The following is a 21,307-nucleotide window of genomic DNA, read 5'->3' as shown; positions in this document are numbered from 1 at the left end:
AACTGCTTGAAGAAGGGTGCGACAACCACCACATTTGGTGCGGCAAAAAATTTCGAAAGGATCTCCGCATGACCACCGTCAAGGTTGACAAGAACAATTTCCAGGCCGATGTGCTCAATGCCCAGGTACCGGTCGTGGTTGATTTCTGGGCGGAGTGGTGCGGCCCCTGCAAGATGATCGCACCGGCGCTTGAGGACATCGCCGCTGAACTCGGCGCCAAGGTCAAGATCGCCAAGCTGAACATCGACGAGAATCCCGAGCTTGCCGCCCAGTTTGGCGTGCGCTCGATCCCGACGCTGATGATCTTCAAGGGCGGCGAAGTGGCCGACATCAAGGTTGGCGCCGCGCCCAAGACCGCGCTGTCGCACTGGGTCAATGGCAATCTCGCCTGATACCGTCTGAATTCGATGCATTGAGCCCGGCCAGCGCGCCGGGCTTTTTGTTGGCGTCATCGGTGCGCCGCTCTGGCCCTCACATCGGGGCTCTCCATGTCTTCTGCTGGCAGCAGAAGCAGGAGAGAGAAATGACCGGATCCGCCAAGGCCACAGTCTTCATCGACAATGAGCGCGTCATCGTCACCGAATACCGCTTCCAGCCGGGCGACAATACCGGCTGGCATCGCCATGGCCACGACTATGTCGTGGTGCCGCTGATGGACGGCAAGCTGAAGCTGGTGACCAAGGACGGCGAAACCTTCGCCGAAATGAAGAAAGGTTCCCCCTATTTCCGCAAAGAGGGCGTCGAACACGACGTCATCAGCGCCAATGAGGGCGAGTACGCTTTTATCGAGATCGAGCTGAAGTAAACCGCGCTGAGGCGAACCTCAGGTAGGCGGCGTGCCGTTTTCGGCCAGGACCGCGCCGGCCAGGTAAAGCGACCCCCCGATCAGGATGCGCGGCGTCGGCCCGTCCCAGGTATCGCGCAGCAGCATCAGGGCGCTGGCGACGGAGTTTACCGGTTCGGCCGTCAGCCCGGCTTCCGTGGCGCGGATGGCCAGTTCGTCGTTTGGCACGCCGGCGTCGCTCTGGCTCACTGGCACCGTGTAGACATGCTTGACTAGGCCCTTGAAGGCGCGGAAATAGCCGCTCTGGTCCTTGGTGTTGATCATGCCCGAGATGAGGAACAGTGGGCGCGGGTTCTTTTCCTCCTGCTCGGCCAGCGCTTCGGCGACGACCACGCCGGCGCCCGGATTGTGGCCGCCGTCGAGCCAGATGTCGGCGCCCTTCGGTGCCAGTTCCGCCAGCTTGCCCTGCACCAGCTTCTGCATACGGCCCGGCCAGGCGACGTTGGTCATCGCCTTCTCGGCGGCGCGGTGGCTGATCTCGAAACCGGCGGCCTTCACCGCGGCGATCGCCGCCGCCGCATTCGCAAATTGGTGGCGACCGGGCAGACGCGGTGATGGCAGGTCCATCAGGCCATCATCGTCCTGGTAGACCATGCGGCCGTTTTCCTCGAAAGCGAGAAAATCCTGGCCATAGACCAGGGTCGGACATTCCAGCCGCTCTGCGGTGTCGATCAGCGTCTGCAGCGCGGTCTCGCTTTCCTGCGCGCCGATGACCACCGGGCAGCCGCGTTTCATGATGCCGGCCTTTTCGGCGGCGATCAACTCGACACGGTCGCCGAGATAGGCCTCATGGTCCATCGAGACCGGCATGATCACCGACACGGCCGGCCGCGCGATGACATTGGTGGCATCGAAGCGGCCGCCAAGACCGACCTCGATGATGGCGGCATCGGCCGGATGTTCCGAAAACAGGACGAAGGTGACGGCGCTGAGTATCTCGAAGACGGTAATCTTCTGGCCGCCATTGGCCTTTGCGACGCGGGCAATGGCCTCGGCGAAGATGTCATCGTCGACCAGCCTGCCGCCGCCCTCGGCCGCAAGCCTGTAGCGCTCGTGCCAGCTGACCAGATGCGGCGAGGTGTGGACGTGGACGAGCCGGCCGGAAGCTTCCAGCAGCGCCCTCGAGAAGGCTGCGCAGGAACCCTTGCCGTTGGTGCCGGCGATGTGGATGACCGGCGGCAGCAGGTCCTGCGGGTTGCCCAGCCGCTCCAGAAGCCGCGTGATGCGGTCGAGCGAAAGGTCAAAGCCTTTCGGGTGAAGCGCCATCAGGGCTTCGATTTCGCGGTCGGCGGCAAGCGTCGTCATGGCACAATCCCGGCGCATGGTCCGAGAGCCAGAATCGCTCCCGCAATGACCACGGCTATCAAAAGGCTACAGCGCGCCACGGATGCTGCGCAATCGCTGTCCGCGGCGGCCAATGTCGCGTCAGGCCAGTCTCACGTCAGGCCGGTGTCGCGGCCGGCCATTGTAGCGTCAAGCTTGCGGCCGGGCTTCGGCGGCAAGCACGGCCGGCGGCATGATTTCCGGTTCCAGTGGCTTTTGCTCCTCGGGCATCTTGAGCAGCATTTTCAAAAGCCGCGCGATCGTCTGGCGCATTTCCAGCCTGGACACCACCATGTCTACCATGCCGTGCTCCATCAGATATTCGGAGCGTTGAAAGCCGTCCGGCAATTTCTCGCGGATGGTCTGCTCGATGACGCGCGGACCGGCAAAACCGATCAACGCTCCTGGCTCGGCGATGTGCACATCGCCCAGCATGGCGTAGGAGGCGGTGACGCCGCCGGTGGTCGGGTTGGTCAGCACGACAATGTAGGGAAGGCCGGCTTCCTTCAGCCGGTCGACACCGACCGTGGTGCGCGGCAGCTGCATCAGCGACAGGATACCTTCCTGCATGCGGGCGCCACCGGAAGCGGCGAATAGGATCAGCGGTCGCTTGCGCTGCAAGGCGACCTCGAAGCCATGCACGATGGCGTCACCCGCCGCCATGCCGAGCGAGCCGCCCATGAAAGCGAAATCCTGCACCGTCACCACGACTGGCAGGCCCTCGACGGTCCCCAGCGCATTGATGATGGCGTCTTCCAGGCCAGTCTTGGCCTTGGCGTCCTTCAGCCGGTCTACATAGCGTTTCTCGTCGCGGAACTTCAGGGGATCCTGCATGACCTTGGGATTGTCCAGGGTCTCGTACTTGCCGTCATCAAAGAAGAATTTCAGCCGCTCCTTGGCCGAGATCTTCATGTGATGGCCGGAGGACGGGATGACGAACTGGTTGGATTCCAGGTCCTTGTGGAACACCATCTCGCCGGTCTCGGGATCCTTGATCCAGAGATTCTCGGGCATGTCGGTACGCCGGCCGAGCATCGAGTTGATCTTCGGGCGAACGTAATTGGTGATCCAGTTCATCGCTTCGGCTCCTGTCCTGACGAAGAGTTGGGAAGAGAAGTAGGAAAACTATTCGGCAGCAGCAAGGCGGGCCGAGCGCACGCCTTGCGCAAGGCCGCTGACTAGCGTGGCGACCGCCTCGGCCGGATCAGCGGTCTTTTCGCCCTTCGGCCCCAGCACATTGGCAACCGCATTGACGATCGCCGTGCCGACGACCACGCCGTCGGCGTTGGCGCCGATGACGCGCGCCTGTTCGGCGGTCTTGACACCGAAACCGACGCAGACCGGCAGGTTGGTGTGACCCTTGATACGCTGGACCGCCGTGGCGACCTTGCCTGTGTCGGCAAGCGCCGAGCCGGTGATGCCGGTCATCGACACGTAGTAGACGAAGCCGGACGTGTTCTGCAGCACCTTGGGCAGGCGCTTGTCGTCAGTGGTCGGCGTCGCCAGCCGAATGAAGTTGATGCCGGCCTTCAACGCCGGGATGCAGAGTTCCTCATCCATCTCCGGCGGCAGGTCGACGACGATCAGCCCGTCAATGCCGCTGGCAATCGCATCCTTCAGGAAGCGGTCGACGCCGTAGATGTAGATCGGGTTGTAGTAGCCCATCAGCACGATCGGTGTTTCATCGTCGCCGGCGCGGAAGTCCGACGCCATCTTCAGCGTCTTGACCAGCGTCTGGCCGCCTTTAAGCGCCCTGAGGCCGGCGGCCTGAATCGCCGGGCCGTCAGCCATCGGATCGGAAAACGGCATGCCGAGCTCGATGACGTCTGAACCGGCGCCCGGCAGCGCCTTCATGATCGACAGCGAGGTTGCATAGTCGGGGTCGCCACCCATGAAATAGGTGACGAGCGCCGGACGGCCTTCGTTCCTGAGCTTCGCCATGCGACGGTCGATGCGGGTTGCCATGATCAGATCTCCATGCCCAACATCGAGGCCACCGTGTGCACGTCCTTGTCGCCACGGCCGGACAGGTTGACGATGACGATCTGGTCCTTGTCCATGGCGGGTACGATCTTGACGGCATGAGCGATGGCGTGCGCCGATTCCAGCGCCGGGATGATGCCTTCGACGCGCGTCGTCAGCTTGAAGGCTTCCAGCGCCTCGTCGTCGAGAATAGGCACATACTCGACACGGCCCGAGTCGCGCAGCCAGGAATGCTCCGGACCGACGCCGGGATAATCGAGGCCGGCCGAAATCGAATGGCCGTCCATGATCTGGCCGTCGGCGTTCTGCAGGAGATAGGTGCGGTTGCCGTGCAGCACACCGGGAGAACCGGCATTCATCGAAGCGCAATGCTCGATGCCGTCGAGGCCGCGCCCGCCCGCTTCGATACCGATGATGCGAACGTCCTTGTCATCGAGGAAGGGATGGAACATGCCGATGGCGTTGGAACCGCCACCGACAGCGGCGATGATGGTGTCGGGCAGCCGTCCCTCCTGTTCGAGGATCTGCGCGCGGGCTTCCGTACCGATCACCGACTGGAAGTCGCGCACCAGCTCCGGATAGGGGTGCGGACCAGCGGCGGTGCCGATCAGGTAATAGGTGTCCTCGACATTGGTCACCCAGTCACGAAGGGCTTCGTTCATGGCGTCCTTCAGTGTGCCGTGGCCCGCGGTCACCGGCCGCACTTCGGCGCCGAGCAGCTTCATGCGGAAGACATTGGGGCTTTGCCGGGCAACGTCGGTCGCGCCCATATAGACGACGCAGGGAAAGCCGAAGCGGGCGGCGACGGTCGCGGAGGCCACGCCATGCTGGCCGGCGCCCGTCTCGGCGATGATGCGCTTCTTGCCCATGCGCTTGGCCAGCAGGATCTGGCCGAGGCAATTGTTGATCTTGTGCGAGCCGGTGTGGTTCAGGTCCTCGCGCTTGAAATAGACTTTCGCGCCGCCAAGATGCTTCGTCAGGCCTTCGGCGAAATAGAGCTTCGAGGGCCGCCCGGCATAGTGGGTCGACAGGTCGGTCAACTCAGCCCTGAAATCCGGATCGTTCTTGACCTCGTTCCAGTTCTTCTCCAGGTCGAGGATCAGCGGCATCAGCGTTTCGGCGACGAAACGACCACCGAAAATGCCGAACATGCCCTGTTCGTCGGGCCCGGTGCGGAAGGAATTGGGTGTCGCCGGCTTGTTCATCGCCGATCTCCTAGATCTGTACTTTGAGCATGTCCTGTCGGAAAACCGGTTCCCACTTTTCCGGGACATGCTCAGGGTTCGAAATTTTGTTCAGGCGGCGCGGTCGTCCCGCGCGGCCCTGACGGCCCGGAAAAACTGTTCGATCAGCGCCGGATCCTTGACGCCCGGCACACTTTCCACGCCCGACGAAATGTCTATTGCGGGCGGGTTGGCAAGCCGAAGGGCATCGCCGATGTTGGCGGCGTTGAGCCCACCGGAAAGCATGTAATCGATCCCGGCGTCAAGGCCGGCGAGGATGCGCCAGTCGAAGACGACGCCGTTGCCGCCCGGCAGCTCGGAGCCCTTCGGCGGCTTGGCATCGAACAGGAAGCGGTCGGCAACGCCGATGAACGACCTTATCCGGTCGAGATCGGCAGCCTCGCTGAGCGGCAACGCCTTCATCACCGGCAGCCCATGGCGGGCTTTCAGTTCGGTCACCCGCTCGGGGGTTTCGGAGCCGTGCAGTTGCAGCATGTCGGGCTGCATCTTCTCCACGATTTCATCGAGGACGGCGTCGCTGGCATCGACCGTGACGGCAACCGCCAAGGCCTTGCCGCGCGCCGCTTCGCGCAGACGGCCGGCTTCGGCCGGCTCGACGTAACGCGGGCTTTTCGGAAAGAAAATGAAGCCGACATGGCTGGCGCCGCCGGCCAGGGCCGCGGCCATTGCCTGGTCGGTTTTCAAACCGCAGATCTTGATGTCGAGCGCCATGGCGCGGGAATTGGCACGAAAAGCGCCAAGAGTCGAGAAAAAGCATGCTGTTTGCCGGCAAGGTGAAAGGCGCTACCTATTGATGGACAGCATGCAAGGCGGGAGCACAGCCATGGCCGACCAAACCGTTGCCGAACTGAAGCAGAAGATCGCGCAGGCGCGCGAGGTCATCGCGCATCTGATGGACAAGGCCGCGTTCAACGGCGCCGAGGCGCATCGGGCGCTGGATTATTTCGGCGGCGACGCCTTCGACCGGAACTTTCTGCCCTGGCCGCATCATGGCGAAGAGGGGCTGCGGCCGGAGGAGTTGAATGCGGCGAATGACGACTAGCGGCCTTCCCTGGGGCCGTCCATACATGACGAAGGGGCGAAGCCTTCGCCTGACTCCAGGTGACTCCGCCGCACCCTACTCAAACACGATCGCCTGCAGGGCGCCGCCATTGCGCTTCAGCCAGTCCTTGCAGCGCTCGGTGTCGGGGCAGAGCTTTTCGCACAATCTCCAGAATTTCGGCCCGTGGTTCATCTCCTTGAGATGCGCCACCTCATGCGCAACGAGGTAGTTGATGACCGGCTGCGGCGCCATCATGATGCGCCAGGAGAAGGAGAGATTGCCTTCGGAGGTGCAGGAGCCCCAACGGCTGGAGGTGTCCTTATAGCGGATCGCCTTGGCGCGCTTGCCGAGCGCCTCGGTGTGCCTGACGACCAGCTTCTCGATCTCCTTCTTGGCCTCCCGCTTCAAGAAATCGGCGATGCGGCGCGGCAGATGGATGCGCTCGCCATGCACGATCAGCAGCGGACCGCGCTCGTCGCGCGATATGGTTACGGTGCCGCGCTTTGACGGCTCGTGGACGATGCGGTGCGGCACGCCGCGCACCGGGATCTTGATGCCCGGCCGCACCTGCGGCCGCGTCGGCACCTTGGCCAGCCGCTGCTCCAGCCAGTCCTGGTGGCGGTCGAGGAACCTGTCCACCTCGCCGCGGCGCAGGCCCGGCGGCACGGTGATGCGCAGACCCTGACCGCCGGAATCGATGCGCAGCGTCAGGCGCTTTGCCCTGGCGCTCTCGACGATCTTGAGCGGCAGGGTGCGGCCGGCGACACAGTATTCCCGCTCCACGGCAGGCGTGGGTTTGGGCTTCGTCAGATTGCGGAAGAACCCGATGGTCATGGCGGGACGATACGCGATTCGAGGAAAACGAATAGAACAAAAAAGAAACGGCGCCGCTCGCGCGACGCCGTCATTACACCTTGGCCCTGTCGCCTGGCCTCAGTCGTCGAGCAGGTTCGAGCCTTTGCCACGCTTGGTGGGGGTCGTTCCGGTGCCCGGATCGGTCTTGGTCGGCGCGGTCGACTTGTTGCGGTTGGCCATGAACCGGTCGAACTCGTCCTGATCCTTGGCGCGGCGCAACTCGCGGGCATACTCGTCGAACTGCGTCAGCATCTCGTCGAGCTTGCGGCGCTCTTCGTTCAGGCGCTCAAGCTCCTTTTCGCGCCAGTCGTCGAAAGCGACGTTGCCGGTGCGGGCGGAGCCGTTGCCCCAGCGTGCGGCCTTGTCGGAACCACGGCGGCAACCGGCGAAAATGCCGTCGGTCGCGCGGTTGACGTCACGCTTGAAGCCCTCAAGCCGGTCGCCCCAGATGATGTAGGCGAGCATGGCGAAGCCGAGCGGCCAGAACACCATGAAGCCGATCACCATCAACGCGATGGTCGCCGGCGTCCAGGCCGGGCGGATCAATGCAGATGTGTTCATTTTCTCCCATTCCTTCGGTTGGAGACAGCCAGAACCGGCTGCGTGGAATCGAAATGGGAAGGCGAAAACGGCGATTCAAGACAATGTCGGCCAAAACCGGACAAGCTTCTGAAATGATTGCCGCTTTTTGAGCATATCGAGGAAAAGCATGGCCAAACCGGCGATCAGGCCCCAAAATGCCGCACCGACGCCGAACAGCGTCAGCCCGGAGGCGGTGACGACGAAGGTGACGGTGGCTGCCATCCGGTCATCCTCATCCCTAATCGCGATCGCCAGCGCGTTGGCGAGCGAGGCCATCAGCGCGAGACCCGCCACAAGCACGATCAGGCTCTGCGGCAGGACGGCGAAGATCGCCACCAGCGAAGCGCCGAAAATCGCGAAGATCAGATAGGCGAGCGCATAGAACGGGCCGGTCTTCCAGCGTTCGGCCGGATCGGGATGGACGTCCGGCCCGGTGCATATCGCCGCCGAGATCGCCGCCAGATTGGTGGTTGCGGCCCCGAAAGGCGCCGACAAGAGCGAAAATAGGCCGGTGACACCGATCAGCGGGCCTGGCTCGGGGTGATAGCCGGCGGCGCGCAGCACAGCGAGGCCGGAAAGGTTCTGCGAGGCCATGGTGACGAGATAGAGCGGCAGCGCCAGGCCGATAATGGCCTTGGCGGTGAAATGGGGAGCAATGAACGTCAGTGTCGACAGTTCGGGCGCGGGCAAGCCGCCGACACGGCCGGTAAGGAAGGCGGCAAGGCCACCGCCAACCAGCACCGCCAGTACCGATAGCGCCGGATTGAACAGCCGGATGACAAAGAATGCGGCGATCAGCGGCAGGATGAGCCAAGGGTCCGCCGGAATGGCTTTCATGGCATTGATGGCGAAGGTGACGACGATGCCGGCCAGCATGCCGGAAGCGACCGAAGCCGGTATTCTCGATATCAGCCGGGTCAGCGGCCCAAACAGGCCGGTCGTGACCAGCAGGACGCCGGTGATGATATAGGCGCCGACGGCCTCGCCCATCGAAAAGCCACTCGAGGCGGCGACCAGTGCCAGGCCCGGAGTCGACCAGGCGGTGATGACAGGCATTTTCGTGCGCCATGACAGCCACAGGCACTCGACCGTCATGGCCAGACAGATCGCCGTCACACCGCTTGCCGTCTCGACCTGCGTCGCGCCGACCGCCTTGGCGGCGGCGATGACGATGGCCAGCGTGCCGCCAAAGCCGACGATGGCCGCGACGAAGGCGGAGACCGGGATGGAAAGGCGCATGGTCATCTGCCTCTACCTCGTCCGGCCATGTCACCGACGGCCCGCACCAGCATGTCGAGATCTTGCGGCCGCGACAGGCGATGGTCGCCGTCGGGAATCAGCGACAGCGTGACATCGTCGGCCGGCAGCAGGCTGACCAGCCTCAAGGCGTGGCTCGACGGCACGTCCGCATCGGCCAGCCCCTGCAAGATGTGAACCGGGCAATGCGTGTCGATAGGCCCGGTCATCACCCGGTTATGGCGGCCATCCTCGATCAGGGCGCTCGTGTAGATGTAGGGTTCCGCGGAATAGTCCGACGGCTCCGCGAAGTAGCCCTTTTTGGCGAGGTCGCGCTTCTGCGCCTTGGTCAGCACGGGTTCGACCAACTCACTGGTAAAATCCGGCGCCGGCGCCAGCAGCACCATGCCGACCACGCTTGCGTCGCCCGCCTTGCGCAATTCCTGCACCATGCGCAGCGCGATCCAGGCACCCATGGACGAGCCGACCAGGACCTGATCGCCCCTGGCGAAATTCCGGAAAACCGCAAGGCTTTGCGCAAGCCATGTCGAAATCCTGCCGTCAGCAAAAGCGCCGCCGGATTCGCCATGGCCCGAATAGTCGTGCCGCAGGAAGGCGCGGCCTTCTCGTGCCGCCCAGTCCGACAGCGTCTCGGCTTTCGTGCCCAACATGTCCGACTTGTAGCCGCCGAGCCAGACGATGCCGGGCTTCGAGCCCGCCGAATGGCGCACGGCGATATCGGATCCATCAACATCCAGAAAGATCGGAGCGGCGGTCATGGCTGTGGGGCGGTCCTGGTTTTTTTTCACGCCTGCTTTTGGCACGGCCGGAGGCAAGGCGGAAAGTGCTCGCGATGTTTCTTTGCTTGGCACAGGCTCGTGATCAGGTGATTTCTTGAGAACGCTGTGCTATTGACTTGCGCCGCGCGCTTCCCACATTGGCGCGTCCACACAGATCTGTACGAACCCCGAACGAAACGGCCAAGGAGACCACGACCATTCGCAGACCTTTCAAAGCAGCGGCGCCGACCAAGGATGGGCCGCGCTCCAACCGTGATATCCGGGTTCCCCGGGTCCAGCTTATCGACGCCGAAGGCCAGAACCGCGGCGATGTTTCCATCAACGACGCATTGCTGCTCGCCGAAGAGGCCGGGCTCGATCTGGTTGAAATATCGCCCAACGCGGTGCCGCCCGTTGTAAAAATCCTCGATCTCGGCAAATTGAAATACGCCAACCAGAAGAAGGCGGCCGAGGCGCGCAAGAACCAGAAGGTCATCGAGATCAAGGAGATCAAGATGCGCCCGAACATCGACAGCCATGACTACGAGACCAAGATGAAGGCGGTCCGCCGCTTCTTCGAGGAAGGCGACAAGGTCAAGCTGACGCTGCGCTTCCGCGGCCGCGAGATGGCGCATATGGAACTCGGCATGCAGCTTCTGAACAAGGTGCGCGAGGAGGTGGCGACCATCGCCAAGGTGGAAGCCGAGCCGAAGCTCGAAGGCCGCCAGATGATGATGGTGCTGGCGCCGCGCTAAGCAGGCTCCGCTCGCTTCGAAACGCGTCGTCTGCATAGTTTCCATGGTTGTCGCGGGTTCTCACCGCAAACCGTGAACGTTTTTGCGGAACCCGCTTGGATCACGATGACGTCAGGTCTAGTCATCGCGCTAAAATCCGCCTGAATTGTGCTACAGGGCGTCCCGACGACCGGCGGGACGCCTATTCCTGGCTAGAGCTGCGATCGCCGGCTAAGCTCCTCGACGATCGGAACCCAAACTTGGACACAGAATACAAACACGGGCTGGGCAACTACCAGCAGATGCGCCGTCTGGTGCTTGCCGTGCTCGTCGCGGTGCTGTTTCTGGCACTGCTGTTCGGCCAATCGACGTTCCCGCCGGACACGCCGGTGCACGAATCGATCGAGATGTTCGGCGTGCTGTTGATTTTCCTCGGCATCGTCGGGCGCCTCTGGGCGACGCTCTATATAGGCGGGCGCAAATCCTCCGAAGTGGTCACTGGCGGGCCCTATTCGATCACCCGCAACCCGCTTTACGTGTTCTCGACCGTGGCCGCCGCCGGCGTCGGCGCGCAGATCGGCTCGTTCTCCGGCATAATCCTTTTCGCGGTTCTGTGCGCCGGCGCCTTCCATATCGTCATCCTGCGCGAGGAGAAATTCCTCAAGGAGGCGCTCGGCGCGCCGTATGCCGACTATCTGGCGCGCGTGCCGCGCTTCTTCCCCAAGCTTTCGCTCTACCAGGAAGGCGACACCGGCAGCTTCAAGCCGCGCCTGCTGTTGACCACGCTGCTCGACGGACTGGTGTTCCTGATCGCGCTGCCGGCTTTCGAACTGATCGACGGCGCGCAGCTGTCGGGCATGCTGCCGGTGTGGTTCAGGCTGCCCTGACCGGGGACAGCGCGTCGCACGGCCTGAGGTGTTGCGCCCGCGCCATCTTTGATCTATAGCACCGCCGTTCCAAGAAAACCGCCCGGCAGGGCATGCCGTGGCGGTTTCATTTGCTTTTCGGGCTTTGGTCGGCCTGAAGCGAACAAGAAGCGCGATCGTGCGCCAACATTACGGAGTAGCAAAATGCCCAAGATGAAGACCAAATCGGCCGCCAAGAAGCGGTTCAAGATCACAGGTACGGGTAAAGTCCTGTCGGCTGCGGCCGGCAAGCGTCACGGCATGATCAAGCGTTCCAACAAGTTCATTCGAAATGCCCGCGGCACGATGGTTCTGGCTGAACCGGATGGCAAGAAGGTCATCAAGAATTTTCTTCCGAACGGCCTCTAAGGCATTCGGTCCGGACACGCATTTGTTTTACGCAATTCCGAACGGAAAACCGCAAGCACTTTTCCTGGAATTGCTTTTAAGGAGATCATGACATGGCACGCGTAAAAAGAGGCGTCACCTCGCACGCCAAGCACAAGAAGGTCCTGAAAGCCGCGAAAGGCTTCTACGGCCGCCGCAAGAACACCATCCGCATCGCCAAGCAGGCGGTGGAAAAGTCGCTGCAGTACGCTTATCGCGACCGCAAGAACCGCAAGCGCTCGTTCCGCGCGCTGTGGATCCAGCGCATCAACGCCGCGACCCACGAGCACGGCCTGACCTATGGCCGCTTCATCGACGGTTTGAACAAGGCCGGCATCGAGATCGATCGCAAGATCCTGTCCGACATGGCCATCCACGAGCCGCAGGCTTTCGCCGCCCTGGTCGCGAAGGCCAAGGTCGCGCTCGAATATCTGAAGAACACCACGCCGAATGCTTTTGAGAGCGCTGTCGCCTAGAGCATGATGCCAAAAAGTTTCTGACTTTTTGGACAACATCATGCTCCAGGGAAATTAGCGGAGAGCGCGATCTTTTCCGAAAAGTCTGCAACTTTTCGGGATCGGGCTCCGAGCCCAGCGCTTCCCAAGCACTTTCGACACTTGATTTGGGGAACCCGCGCTGGCACGGCTGGCGCGGGTTTTTCTTATGCCTGAACTTTCACTCCAAACGTGACTTTCACGTCCAGAGCGATTTCCAACGCAGCGAGCTTGATCGTGAACGACGCAACCATTGGCCTTGATGCACTCGAAAATTCCCTGATGGCTGACATCGCCTCGGCCGCCGACGAGGCGTCGATCGAGGCCGTGCGTGTCTCGGCGCTCGGCAAGAAGGGTTCGGTCTCCGAAATGCTGAAGACGCTTGGCGCGATGAGCGCCGAGGAACGGCAGGTGAAGGGCCCGGCGATCAACGGCCTGAAGAACCGCGTCACCGATGCGCTTGCTTTGCGCAAGGCGGAATTGAAAGACGTGGCGATCGCCGCACGGCTTGCCGCCGAAAAGGTCGACGTGACGCTGCCGGTGCGGCAGTCGCCGGCCGAGCGCGGCCGCATCCATCCGATCAGCCAGGTCATCGACGAGATCGCGGCGATCTTCGGCGATCTCGGCTTTGCCATTGCCGAAGGGCCTGACATCGAGACCGACTACTATAATTTCACCGCGCTGAATTTCCCGGAAGGCCATCCGGCGCGCGAGATGCACGACACCTTCTTCTTCCAGCCGGACGAGAAGGGCGAGCGCAAGCTGTTGCGCACCCACACCTCGCCGGTGCAGATCCGTACCATGGAGAAGCAGAAGCCGCCGATCCGCATCGTCATTCCCGGCAAGACCTACCGCCAGGATTCCGACGCCACCCATTCGCCTATGTTTCATCAGGTCGAGGGGCTGGTGATCGACAGGTCGGCCAACGTCGCCAACATGAAGTGGGTGCTGGAAGAGTTCTGCAAGGCCTTCTTCGAAGTGCCGCAGGTCAAGATGCGCTTCCGGCCGTCCTTCTTCCCGTTCACCGAGCCGAGCCTCGAGGTCGACATCCAGTGCGACCGCTCGCGGCCAGGCGAAGTGCGCTTCGGCGAAGGCTCCGACTGGATGGAGATCCTCGGCTGCGGCATGGTCCACCCCAACGTGCTCAGGGCCGGCGGGCTCGATCCCGACGAGTACCAGGGCTTTGCCTGGGGCATGGGCATCGACCGCATCGCCATGCTGAAATACGGCATGCCGGATCTGCGCGCCTTCTTCGACGCCGATGTGCGCTGGCTATCGCATTACGGCTTCCGGCCGCTCGACATGCCGACGCTGTTCGGAGGCCTGAGCGCGTGACGGTCCTGAAGCCTCCTGCTGCCAGCTATTACGGAACAATCCAATGAAATTCACCCTCTCCTGGCTCAAGGATCACCTTGAAACCGACGCCACGCTGGCCGAGATCGTCGAGCGGCTGACCTCGATCGGCCTCGAGGTCGAGCATGTCGACGACAAGGCGGGCCTGAAGCCCTTCGTCATCGCCAAGGTGCTGACGGCGGTGCAGCATCCCGATGCCGACCGGCTGCGGGTGCTGACCGTCGATACCGGCGACGGCAAGCCGCCGGTGCAAGTGGTGTGCGGCGCGCCGAACGCCCGCGCCGGCCTGATCGGCGCCTTCGCCGCGCCCGGCACCTATGTGCCCGGCATCGACATGACGCTGACGGTCGGCAAGATCAGGGGCGTCGAAAGCCACGGCATGATGTGCTCCGAGCGCGAGCTGGAACTGTCCGACGAGCACAATGGCATTATCGACCTGCCAGAGGATGCGCCGGTCGGCACCAGCTTTGCCGCTTACGCGCATCTCGACGATCCGGTCATCGAGATCAATTTGACGCCGAACCGGCCCGATGCCACCAGCGTCTACGGCATCGCCAGGGATCTCGCGGCGAGCGGACTTGGCCGCCTCGTCGGCGGTGCGATCATGCCGCATGTCGGCAGCGGCATGTGCCCGGTGAAGGTGACGATCGAGGCACCGGAGCTTTGTCCCGGATTCGCGCTCAGGCTGGTCAGGGGCGTCAAGAACGGCCCCTCGCCGAAATGGCTGCAGCAGCGGCTGATCGCCATTGGGCTCAGACCGATCAGCGCGCTGGTCGACATCACCAATTACGTCACCTTCGACCGCGGCCGGCCGCTGCACGTCTTCGATGCCGCTAAGGTCGCCGGCAATCTCGTCGTGCGCCGCGCCAAGGATGGCGAAACGGTGCAGGCGCTCGACGGGCGCGAATACACGCTGACGCCGGAGATGTGCGTGATCGCGGACGACAATGGCGTCGAATCCATTGCCGGCATCATGGGTGGCGAACACTCCGGCTGTGACGAGAACACGACGGACGTGCTGGTCGAATCCGCTCTTTGGGACCCGATCACCACGGCCCGCACCGGCCGCACACTCGGCATCATCACCGACGCGCGCTACCGTTTCGAGCGCGGTGTCGATCCCGAATTCATGGTGCCGGGTATCGAGTTGGCGACGAAGCTGGTGATCGACTTCTGCGGCGGCACCCCGACCGAGACCGAGGTGGCCGGCTATGCCGGACATCAGCCGAAGATCGTTTCTCTTCCCTTGTCGGAAGTGAAGCGGCTGACCGGCATCGAGGTGCCGAAGGCGGAGAGCCTCGACATCCTGTCGCGTCTCGGCTTCCACGCGCAGGGATCGGGCTACGTCGTCGACGTGACCGTGCCCTCCTGGCGTCCCGATGTCGACGGCAAGGCCGACCTGGTCGAGGAGGTCATGCGCATCCATGGCGTCGACAATATCGCGCCGCAGCCGCTCGGCGCGCATGACGTGGTCAACGGCAAGATCCTCACAACGCTGCAGATCCGCACCCGTGCCGCCAAGCGCTCGCTTGCCGTGCGCGGCATGATGGAGGCTGTTACCTGGTCGTTCATTCCCGCCAGGCACGCCGAGTTGTTCGGCGGCGGCCAGACGGCGCTGAAGCTTGCCAACCCGATCGCAGCCGACATGTCCGACATGCGGCCCTCGCTCCTGCCGGGGCTGATTTCGGCCGCACAGCGCAACGCCGACAAGGGCATCGGCGACGTTGCCTTGTTCGAAGTGTCGGGTACCTATGAAGGCGATGGCGCCGACCAGCAGCGACGCGTCGCCGCCGGCGTGCGACGCGGCACGGCCAAGCTCGACGGCTCAGGCCGCAACTGGGCCGGCAATTCCGGCCCAGTCGGCGTGTTCGACGCAAAGGCCGATGCCATCGCCGCGCTCGAAGCCTGCGGCGCGCCGGTCGACCGGCTGCAGATCGAGGCCGGCGGACCGGCCTGGTATCACCCCGGCCGTTCCGGCACGATCAAGCTCGGTCCAAAGACCGTGCTCGGCACGTTCGGCGAGTTCCATCCGAAGACGCTGGAAGGGCTCGATGTCTCCGGACCGCTATGCGGCTTCGAAGTGTTCGTCGATGCCGTGCCCGAGCCGAAGGCCAAGCCGACGAAGACCAAGCCCAGGCTGGAGCTGTCCGCTTTCCAGGCGGTGAAACGCGATTTCGCCTTCGTCGTCGACAGGGCCGTCGAGGCCGGCACGCTGGTGCGCGCCGCACTTGCCGCCGACAAGAAGCTGATCACGGCTGTCTCGGTCTTCGACATCTTCGAAGGCGCGTCACTCGGCGAGGGCAAGAAGTCGATCGCCATCGAAGTGTCGATCCAGCCGGTCGAAAAGACGCTGACAGACGAGGATTTCGAGGCGCTGGCCAGGCGCATCGTCGACAATGTCGGCAAGCAGACGGGCGGCGTGCTCAGGGCATAGAGAATTCAGGATTGCGGGCAGGTGGCGAATCGCCCTCAAAAGGGCGATGGACCATCTCGCGTATTCCGGGCTTCCTTTTGAGCCACAGCGTGCGGCGTTTCTCGACATCGTCGCGGCTGATCCGCTGCTGTGTGAAACGCTGGCGCGGGTGCGCGACCTTGCCTTGCCGGATTGGCTGGTGGTTTCCGGCGCGCTCTACAACAGCGTCTGGAACCATCTGACCGGCAAGCCGTCGGGCTACGGCATCAGGGACGTCGACCTTTTCTATTTCGATGACTCCGACCTGTCCTATGACGCCGAGGACGCCGTCATCCGCAGGGCGGCGGCACATTTCGAGGGACTGCCGCTGCCGGTCGAAGTGCGCAACCAGGCCCGCGTGCATCTTTGGTATCCGCAGAAGTTCGGGCAACCCTGCCCGCGCTATGCGAGTGCCAGTGAATCCGTCAGCTATTTCGCCTCGAAGACGCATGCGGTCGGTGTGCGCTACGGCGGCGATGGGCAATTGGAACTCGTGACGCCATTCGGGCTCGACGATCTCTTCTCGTTTCGCATCACACCGAACCGAGTGATGGATAACCGGCGGACGCATGAGACGAAGGGCAAGCGGGCAAAGGAGAACTGGCCGGAGATTTCGGTTGTGCCGTGGTGAATGGCGGAAATTTTGAATGTCGGCGGGACAGCGCCCCCCTCTGTCCGGCAGGACAGAGGGGGGCGCCTCGCGCCTATCTATCTACCCATCCACCAGCGCCAGCAGCTCCTCGGTATAGCGCTTGCCCATCACCTTGTCGGGGGACAGCGCATCGCCGATCGATGCCACCTCGGCCGTGCTCAGCTCAATCCCGGCCGCCGCTCTGTTCTGCTCCAGATGGCGGATTTTTCGGGCGCCTGGGACAGGAACAATAAAGTCGCCCTGGTGCAGTACCCAGGCCAGCGCCAGCTGCGCCGAGGTGACGCCCTTTTCGGTCGCCATCTTGTCCAGCGTGGCGATCACCTTGGCATTGGCGGCCATGGCGTCGGCCTGGAAGCGCGGTAGACCACGGCGCCAGTCGTCGTCGCTCAGGGTCTCCGGCTTGGCGATCGTACCGGTGAGCAGACCGCGTCCGAGCGGGCTGTAGGGGACGAAGCCGATGCCGAGTTCGCGGCAGACGGCGAAGACCTCGTCTTCAGGGTCGCGGCTCCACAGCGAGTACTCGCTCTGCACGGCCGCTATCGGGTGGACGGCGTGTGCCCGGCGGATGGTGGCGGCACTCGCCTCCGACAGGCCCAGCGCCCGCACCTTGCCCTCGCGCACCAGCTCGGCCATGGCGCCGACCGTATCCTCGATCGGCACGTTCGGGTCGACACGATGCTGGTAGTAGAGGTCGATGACATCGGTGCCGAGCCGCTTCAGCGAGGCCTCTGCGACAGCCTTGACATGCTCGGGGCGGCTGTCGACACCGGCCATGCGGTCGATGCCGGTGCCTTCTTCAAGAATCTTGAAGCCAAACTTGGTCGCGATCGTCACCTTGTCGCGGACGGATTTCAGCGCCTTGCCGAGCAGGATTTCGTTCTCATAGGGTCCGTAGACTTCCGCCGTGTCGAAGAAGTTGACGCCGATCTCGACGGCGCGGTGCAGCGTCGCAATGGCCTCCGCCTCCGGCTGGCCGCCGTAGGCAAAGCTCATGCCCATGCAGCCAAGGCCGACCGGGAAGACTTCGAGTTCAGTTCCTAGCTTGCGAGTTTTCATCACGCATCTCCTTGTTGTGATGCGGCAGACATAACGGCTTGCAGTCCGTTCGATAATCGGCTCTTCTTCGTACGGGTCGTTCCAAGAAATAGATCAATGAACCGAGCACATCTCTCACAGCTTGCGGTGCTGGCAACCGTTGCCCAATGCGGCAGTTTTCGCGGTGCGGCCAGGGAACTGGCGATCGCGCCTTCGGCGGTGAGTCATGCGGTCTCCAGCCTGGAAGCACGGCTTGGCGTGCGCCTTTTGGCGCGCAGCACGCGCAGTGTCGCCCCGACCGAGGAAGGCGCGCAGCTGCTGGAGCGATTGCGCCCGGCACTTTCCGAGATCGACCTAGCGCTGGAGACAGCCGTCGAGGCGCGCGACCGGCCGGCCGGGAACCTGCGGCTCAGCGTGCCGCGCACGTCAGCGCATCTGGTGCTGACACCACGGCTCGGCGCCTTTACGTCGGCCTATCCCGACATCGTGCTGGAGATCGTCATCGAGGATCGCTTCACCGACGTGGTGGAAGGCGGTTTCGATGCGGGTGTGCGGCTCGGCGAAAGCCTGCAGCGCGACATGATCGCGGTGCGCATCGGGCCGGACATTCGTGGCGCGGTGGTGGGCGCGCCATCCTATTTCGAGACAAGCCCCAAGCCGCGGCATCCACGCGATCTCGCCGACCATCGCTGCATCCGCTTCCGCTTCTCCAGCGGTGTCCTCTACCGCTGGGAGTTCGAGAAGGACGGCGAAGAGGTCGAGATCGCGGTGCAAGGACCGCTGATCCTCGACGAGGACCATCTGATCGCTCGGGCCGCCGTCGACGGCGCCGGCCTTGCCTTCGTCTTCGAGGAGTATGTCCGCGCGGCGCTTGCCGACGGCCGGCTGATCCGCGTCCTGGAGGACTGGTGCCCGTCCTTCGACGGTTTCTTCGTCTACTATCCGAGCCGCCGGCAAATGCGGCCGGCGCTGAGGGCTTTCGTCGACTTCTTCAAGGTGAGCGGGTAGTCCATCCTCCCCAAGGGTGGAAGAAACCCAGCCTGGCATTCGTTCGCCTCCCATGCAGACCATCACCAACACCGCGACCCGCTATGGCTGGGCAACCATCGTCCTCCACTGGTTGATCGGGATTATCTTCATCGGCCAGTTCATACTCGGCTTCGTCATGGTCAGGACCCAAAGCCAACGCACGGCCTTCGAATTGATCCAGTTGCACAAATCCCTGGGCTTTCTGCTGCTTGGCCTCGTCATCCTGCGTATCGCCTGGCGGTTTGGCGATGCGGTACCGCCCTTGCCGCCTTCAGTCGACATCCTTGAACGGCGTACGGCACCGCTGGCGCATCTGGCGCTCTATGTATTCCAGGTCGCCCTGCCTCTGTCCGGATGGGCGCTGGTGTCGGTTTCGACGCTGGAAATCCCCAGCATGCCGTTCAACCTGTTCGTCATGCCCAACCTGCCGCTGCCCGAATCCGACGCCGCCGAAACTTTTTGGGCGTCGGCGCACTGGTATCTCGCCTATGCCGGCATCGCGCTCGTTGCGCTGCATGTCTGCGCGGCCCTGCGCCACCATTTCCTGCTGCGTGACAGCGTGCTCACGCGCGTGATCACGCCTTCGTCAGCCGGGGAATAGAACGGGCCTTGGTCTCGTTTGTGAGGTGAGGACGCCAGAGAGCGTTGCCTCCTGACAAGGAACAACCCTATGCGTGCGCGAATCCTCGGATTGGCGGCTGCCGCCGCCTGCCTTGCCATGCCAGTCCATGCGGCAGTCGTGCTTAGCGATGCTGCCGGCAACTATACGATCAGCCAGGCTGGTTCCGCGATCCGCTTCACCATCGGCAAAGCCGGCGGCGGCGGCTTCGACGGCGCCTTTGCCCGTTTCAAGGGCACGATCCGCATCGACAACAAGGATGTCGGTCGCTCTAAGGTCGACCTCACCATCTATCCCGAAAGTGTCGGGACCGGCCAGGGCCGCATCGATGCCTTCCTGCGCTCCGACGCGGTGTTCGACGCGGCCAACAGCCCCGAAATCCAGTTCCGCTCTGCCAGCGTGACCCGCACCGGCGACACGACGGCGCTCGTCACCGGCCGCCTGACGGCGCGCGGCAAGACGTTTCCGGAAAAATTCACCGCCGAGCTCGACGGGTTGAAGGATGGCACGATAAAATTCCACGTCACCGGCAAGGTGCTGCGCTCGCGCTACGGCATGGATGTCGGCACGCCGCTCTATTCCAACGTCGTCGATTTCGACATGACGCTGACGGGAAAAAGGGGCTAAGCGCGGCTGCGGTACCTGGTTTCCTCGCCCACTTTCGCGGCGCGAGGAACAGAGCACCCGCATTGGCTTTTCCACCGATTTCAGGCAAACCTCGTGGCCGGTAAAATCGACATGGAGAAGCGTGATGTTCCGATGGGGTGTGTTGTCCACGGCCAAGATCGGCCGGGAGCAATTGTTGCCGGCGATCGTCGGGGCGGAAAACGGCGTGCTCTCGGCGATCGCCAGCCGCGACCTGTCGAAGGCCAAGGCATTGGGCGACCGCTTCGGCGCGCGCCACGCCTTCGGCTCCTATGAGGAGTTGCTCGCTTCCGACGAGGTCGACGGCGTCTATATCCCGCTGCCGACCTCGCAGCACGTCGAATGGACGGCCAAGGCCATCGAAGCCGGCAAGCATGTGCTGGTCGAAAAACCGCTGGCGCTCGACGCCAAGGACATCGCGCCGCTGATCAAGCTGCGCGACGCCAAGAAGGTGCTGGTCTGCGAAGCCTTCATGGTCATCTACCATCCGCAATGGATCAAGGTGCGTGATCTCATCGCCAGCGGCGCCATCGGCCGGCTGCGCCATGTGCAGGGCGCTTTCTCCTACTACAATGTCGACCCCAACAACATGCGCAACAAGCTTGATCTGGGCGGCGGCGCGCTGCCCGATATCGGCGTCTACCCGACCGTGTCGACGCGCTTTTCGACCGGCAAGGAGCCGCTGCGCGTGCAGGCGACGATCGAGCGCGACAAGACATTCGGCACCGACATCTATTCCTCGATCCGCGCCGATTTCGGCGATTTCGAACTGTCCTTCTATTTGTCGACCCAGATGGCGGCACGCCAAGTGATGGTGTTCCACGGTGAGAAGGGTTTCGTCGAAGTGTTCTCGCCCTTCAATGCCGGGCTCTACGACCATCACCGGGTCGAACTGCACAACCAGAACCACACCGAGGCGCAGGTATTCCGCTTCCCCGGCACGCAGCAATACAGGCTCGAGGTCGAGACCTTCGCGCGGGCAGCACTTGGCGGCAAGGAGCGGGTCTTCACGCTCGAAGAATCCGTGCTCAACCAGAAAGTCATCGACGCCATCTTCCGCGCCGGAGACACAGGCGGCTGGGAGACCGTCTGAGCCTTTGTTTGATGCAATTCC

At 63.2% G+C, this 21,307-nt stretch carries 24 protein-coding genes; 14 read left to right on the top strand and 10 right to left on the bottom strand.

Translation table 11 applies throughout. The features are described 5' to 3' along the window. Positions 1 to 68 precede the first annotated feature (68 nt). Together trxA and FJ492_RS03470 are read left to right on the top strand one after the other, a co-directional pair. The gene (gene trxA, locus FJ492_RS03475) at positions 69 to 392 is read left to right on the top strand and encodes a thioredoxin (protein ID WP_027143880.1); all 324 of its coding nucleotides are present in this window, start codon (positions 69 to 71) and stop codon (positions 390 to 392) included. A gap of 131 nt (positions 393 to 523) precedes the next feature. Further along, complete coding sequence (locus FJ492_RS03470) at positions 524 to 805, top strand: cupin domain-containing protein (protein WP_140506860.1); 282 nt, start codon at positions 524 to 526, stop codon at positions 803 to 805. A gap of 18 nt (positions 806 to 823) precedes the next feature. Here the strand turns inward: FJ492_RS03470 and FJ492_RS03465 are convergent, their stop codons facing one another. From FJ492_RS03465 to FJ492_RS03445, 5 genes are all read right to left on the bottom strand, one after another. Beyond that, the gene (locus FJ492_RS03465) at positions 824 to 2,149 is read right to left on the bottom strand and encodes a folylpolyglutamate synthase/dihydrofolate synthase family protein (protein WP_140748887.1); all 1,326 of its coding nucleotides are present in this window, start codon (positions 2,147 to 2,149) and stop codon (positions 824 to 826) included. Positions 2,150 to 2,317: 168 nt separating this feature from the next. Beyond that, a complete protein-coding gene (gene accD / locus FJ492_RS03460) occupies positions 2,318 to 3,244 on the bottom strand; it encodes an acetyl-CoA carboxylase, carboxyltransferase subunit beta (protein WP_027143877.1) in 927 nt (308 codons plus the stop codon). A 48-nt stretch (positions 3,245 to 3,292) separates the two neighbouring features. Continuing rightward, positions 3,293 to 4,132, bottom strand: coding sequence for a tryptophan synthase subunit alpha (gene trpA / locus FJ492_RS03455; RefSeq protein WP_027143876.1), 840 nt, complete (start codon positions 4,130 to 4,132; stop codon positions 3,293 to 3,295). A gap of 2 nt (positions 4,133 to 4,134) precedes the next feature. Then, positions 4,135 to 5,355 carry a tryptophan synthase subunit beta gene (trpB, locus tag FJ492_RS03450; RefSeq protein ID WP_027143875.1) on the bottom strand — a complete coding sequence of 407 codons (1,221 nt, stop codon included), beginning with the start codon at positions 5,353 to 5,355 and terminating at the stop codon, positions 4,135 to 4,137. 90 nt (positions 5,356 to 5,445) lie between these two features. After that, positions 5,446 to 6,105, bottom strand: coding sequence for a phosphoribosylanthranilate isomerase (locus FJ492_RS03445; protein ID WP_140768493.1), 660 nt, complete (start codon positions 6,103 to 6,105; stop codon positions 5,446 to 5,448). Here FJ492_RS03445 and FJ492_RS29055 point away from each other — a divergent pair. Beyond that, a complete protein-coding gene (locus FJ492_RS29055) occupies positions 6,092 to 6,436 on the top strand; it encodes a hypothetical protein (protein ID WP_246675871.1) in 345 nt (114 codons plus the stop codon). The genes FJ492_RS03445 and FJ492_RS29055 overlap by 14 nt on opposite strands. A 75-nt stretch (positions 6,437 to 6,511) precedes the next feature. On the opposite strand, the gene FJ492_RS03435 is transcribed toward FJ492_RS29055, so the two are convergent. The 4 genes from FJ492_RS03435 to FJ492_RS03420 all read right to left on the bottom strand — a co-directional run bounded on the left by FJ492_RS03435 (position 6,512) and on the right by FJ492_RS03420 (position 9,888). Beyond that, complete coding sequence (locus tag FJ492_RS03435; protein ID WP_140768491.1) at positions 6,512 to 7,270, bottom strand: M48 family metallopeptidase; 759 nt, start codon at positions 7,268 to 7,270, stop codon at positions 6,512 to 6,514. Positions 7,271 to 7,369: 99 nt separating this feature from the next. After that, entirely contained in the window at positions 7,370 to 7,852 is a 483-nt protein-coding gene (locus FJ492_RS03430; protein WP_027143871.1) for a DUF2852 domain-containing protein, read from the bottom strand. Positions 7,853 to 7,927: 75 nt separating this feature from the next. Beyond that, positions 7,928 to 9,112: a benzoate/H(+) symporter BenE family transporter gene (locus tag FJ492_RS03425; protein ID WP_140768698.1), complete on the bottom strand. Its 1,185-nt coding sequence runs from the start codon at positions 9,110 to 9,112 to the stop codon at positions 7,928 to 7,930. 2 nt (positions 9,113 to 9,114) lie between these two features. Continuing rightward, entirely contained in the window at positions 9,115 to 9,888 is a 774-nt protein-coding gene (locus FJ492_RS03420; protein WP_140768489.1) for an alpha/beta hydrolase, read from the bottom strand. Positions 9,889 to 10,106: 218 nt separating this feature from the next. Between FJ492_RS03420 and infC the strand changes: the two genes are divergently transcribed. The 7 genes from infC to FJ492_RS03385 all read left to right on the top strand — a co-directional run bounded on the left by infC (position 10,107) and on the right by FJ492_RS03385 (position 16,844). Next, positions 10,107 to 10,643, top strand: coding sequence for a translation initiation factor IF-3 (gene infC / locus FJ492_RS03415; RefSeq protein ID WP_010912915.1), 537 nt, complete (start codon positions 10,107 to 10,109; stop codon positions 10,641 to 10,643). Between the two features lie 239 nt (positions 10,644 to 10,882). Then, complete coding sequence (locus FJ492_RS03410; protein WP_140506875.1) at positions 10,883 to 11,509, top strand: isoprenylcysteine carboxylmethyltransferase family protein; 627 nt, start codon at positions 10,883 to 10,885, stop codon at positions 11,507 to 11,509. Between the two features lie 183 nt (positions 11,510 to 11,692). Beyond that, on the top strand, positions 11,693 to 11,896 hold the full coding sequence (gene rpmI / locus FJ492_RS03405; RefSeq protein WP_006201248.1) for a 50S ribosomal protein L35: 204 nt from the start codon (positions 11,693 to 11,695) through the stop codon (positions 11,894 to 11,896). Between the two features lie 92 nt (positions 11,897 to 11,988). Further along, positions 11,989 to 12,390, top strand: a complete 402-nt coding sequence (gene rplT, locus FJ492_RS03400; protein ID WP_006201247.1) for a 50S ribosomal protein L20 — start codon at positions 11,989 to 11,991, stop codon at positions 12,388 to 12,390. Between the two features lie 300 nt (positions 12,391 to 12,690). Next, positions 12,691 to 13,743, top strand: coding sequence for a phenylalanine--tRNA ligase subunit alpha (gene pheS, locus FJ492_RS03395; RefSeq protein ID WP_246672882.1), 1,053 nt, complete (start codon positions 12,691 to 12,693; stop codon positions 13,741 to 13,743). Between the two features lie 43 nt (positions 13,744 to 13,786). Beyond that, positions 13,787 to 16,195, top strand: coding sequence for a phenylalanine--tRNA ligase subunit beta (pheT, locus tag FJ492_RS03390; protein ID WP_140768487.1), 2,409 nt, complete (start codon positions 13,787 to 13,789; stop codon positions 16,193 to 16,195). Positions 16,196 to 16,241: 46 nt separating this feature from the next. Then, positions 16,242 to 16,844, top strand: a complete 603-nt coding sequence (locus FJ492_RS03385; RefSeq protein WP_140768486.1) for a nucleotidyltransferase family protein — start codon at positions 16,242 to 16,244, stop codon at positions 16,842 to 16,844. 81 nt (positions 16,845 to 16,925) lie between these two features. On the opposite strand, the gene FJ492_RS03380 is transcribed toward FJ492_RS03385, so the two are convergent. Next, entirely contained in the window at positions 16,926 to 17,921 is a 996-nt protein-coding gene (locus FJ492_RS03380) for an aldo/keto reductase (RefSeq protein WP_140768484.1), read from the bottom strand. A gap of 96 nt (positions 17,922 to 18,017) precedes the next feature. On the opposite strand from FJ492_RS03380, the gene FJ492_RS03375 reads away from it, so the two are divergent. The 4 genes from FJ492_RS03375 (at position 18,018) to FJ492_RS03360 (ending at position 21,286) form a co-directional block, all read left to right on the top strand. Further along, positions 18,018 to 18,908 carry a LysR family transcriptional regulator gene (locus tag FJ492_RS03375; RefSeq protein ID WP_140768482.1) on the top strand — a complete coding sequence of 297 codons (891 nt, stop codon included), beginning with the start codon at positions 18,018 to 18,020 and terminating at the stop codon, positions 18,906 to 18,908. Between the two features lie 52 nt (positions 18,909 to 18,960). Beyond that, entirely contained in the window at positions 18,961 to 19,530 is a 570-nt protein-coding gene (locus tag FJ492_RS03370; protein ID WP_140768480.1) for a cytochrome b, read from the top strand. Positions 19,531 to 19,599: 69 nt separating this feature from the next. Further along, positions 19,600 to 20,175, top strand: a complete 576-nt coding sequence (locus FJ492_RS03365; protein ID WP_140768478.1) for a YceI family protein — start codon at positions 19,600 to 19,602, stop codon at positions 20,173 to 20,175. Between the two features lie 124 nt (positions 20,176 to 20,299). Next, the gene (locus FJ492_RS03360) at positions 20,300 to 21,286 is read left to right on the top strand and encodes a Gfo/Idh/MocA family oxidoreductase (RefSeq protein WP_140768476.1); all 987 of its coding nucleotides are present in this window, start codon (positions 20,300 to 20,302) and stop codon (positions 21,284 to 21,286) included. Positions 21,287 to 21,307: the final 21 nt, after the last annotated feature.

Source organism: Mesorhizobium sp. B2-5-4, from assembly GCF_006441095.1.
GTDB classification, from domain to species: domain Bacteria; phylum Pseudomonadota; class Alphaproteobacteria; order Rhizobiales; family Rhizobiaceae; genus Mesorhizobium; species Mesorhizobium salmacidum.
This window is presented reverse-complemented; position numbering and strand designations above follow the sequence as displayed.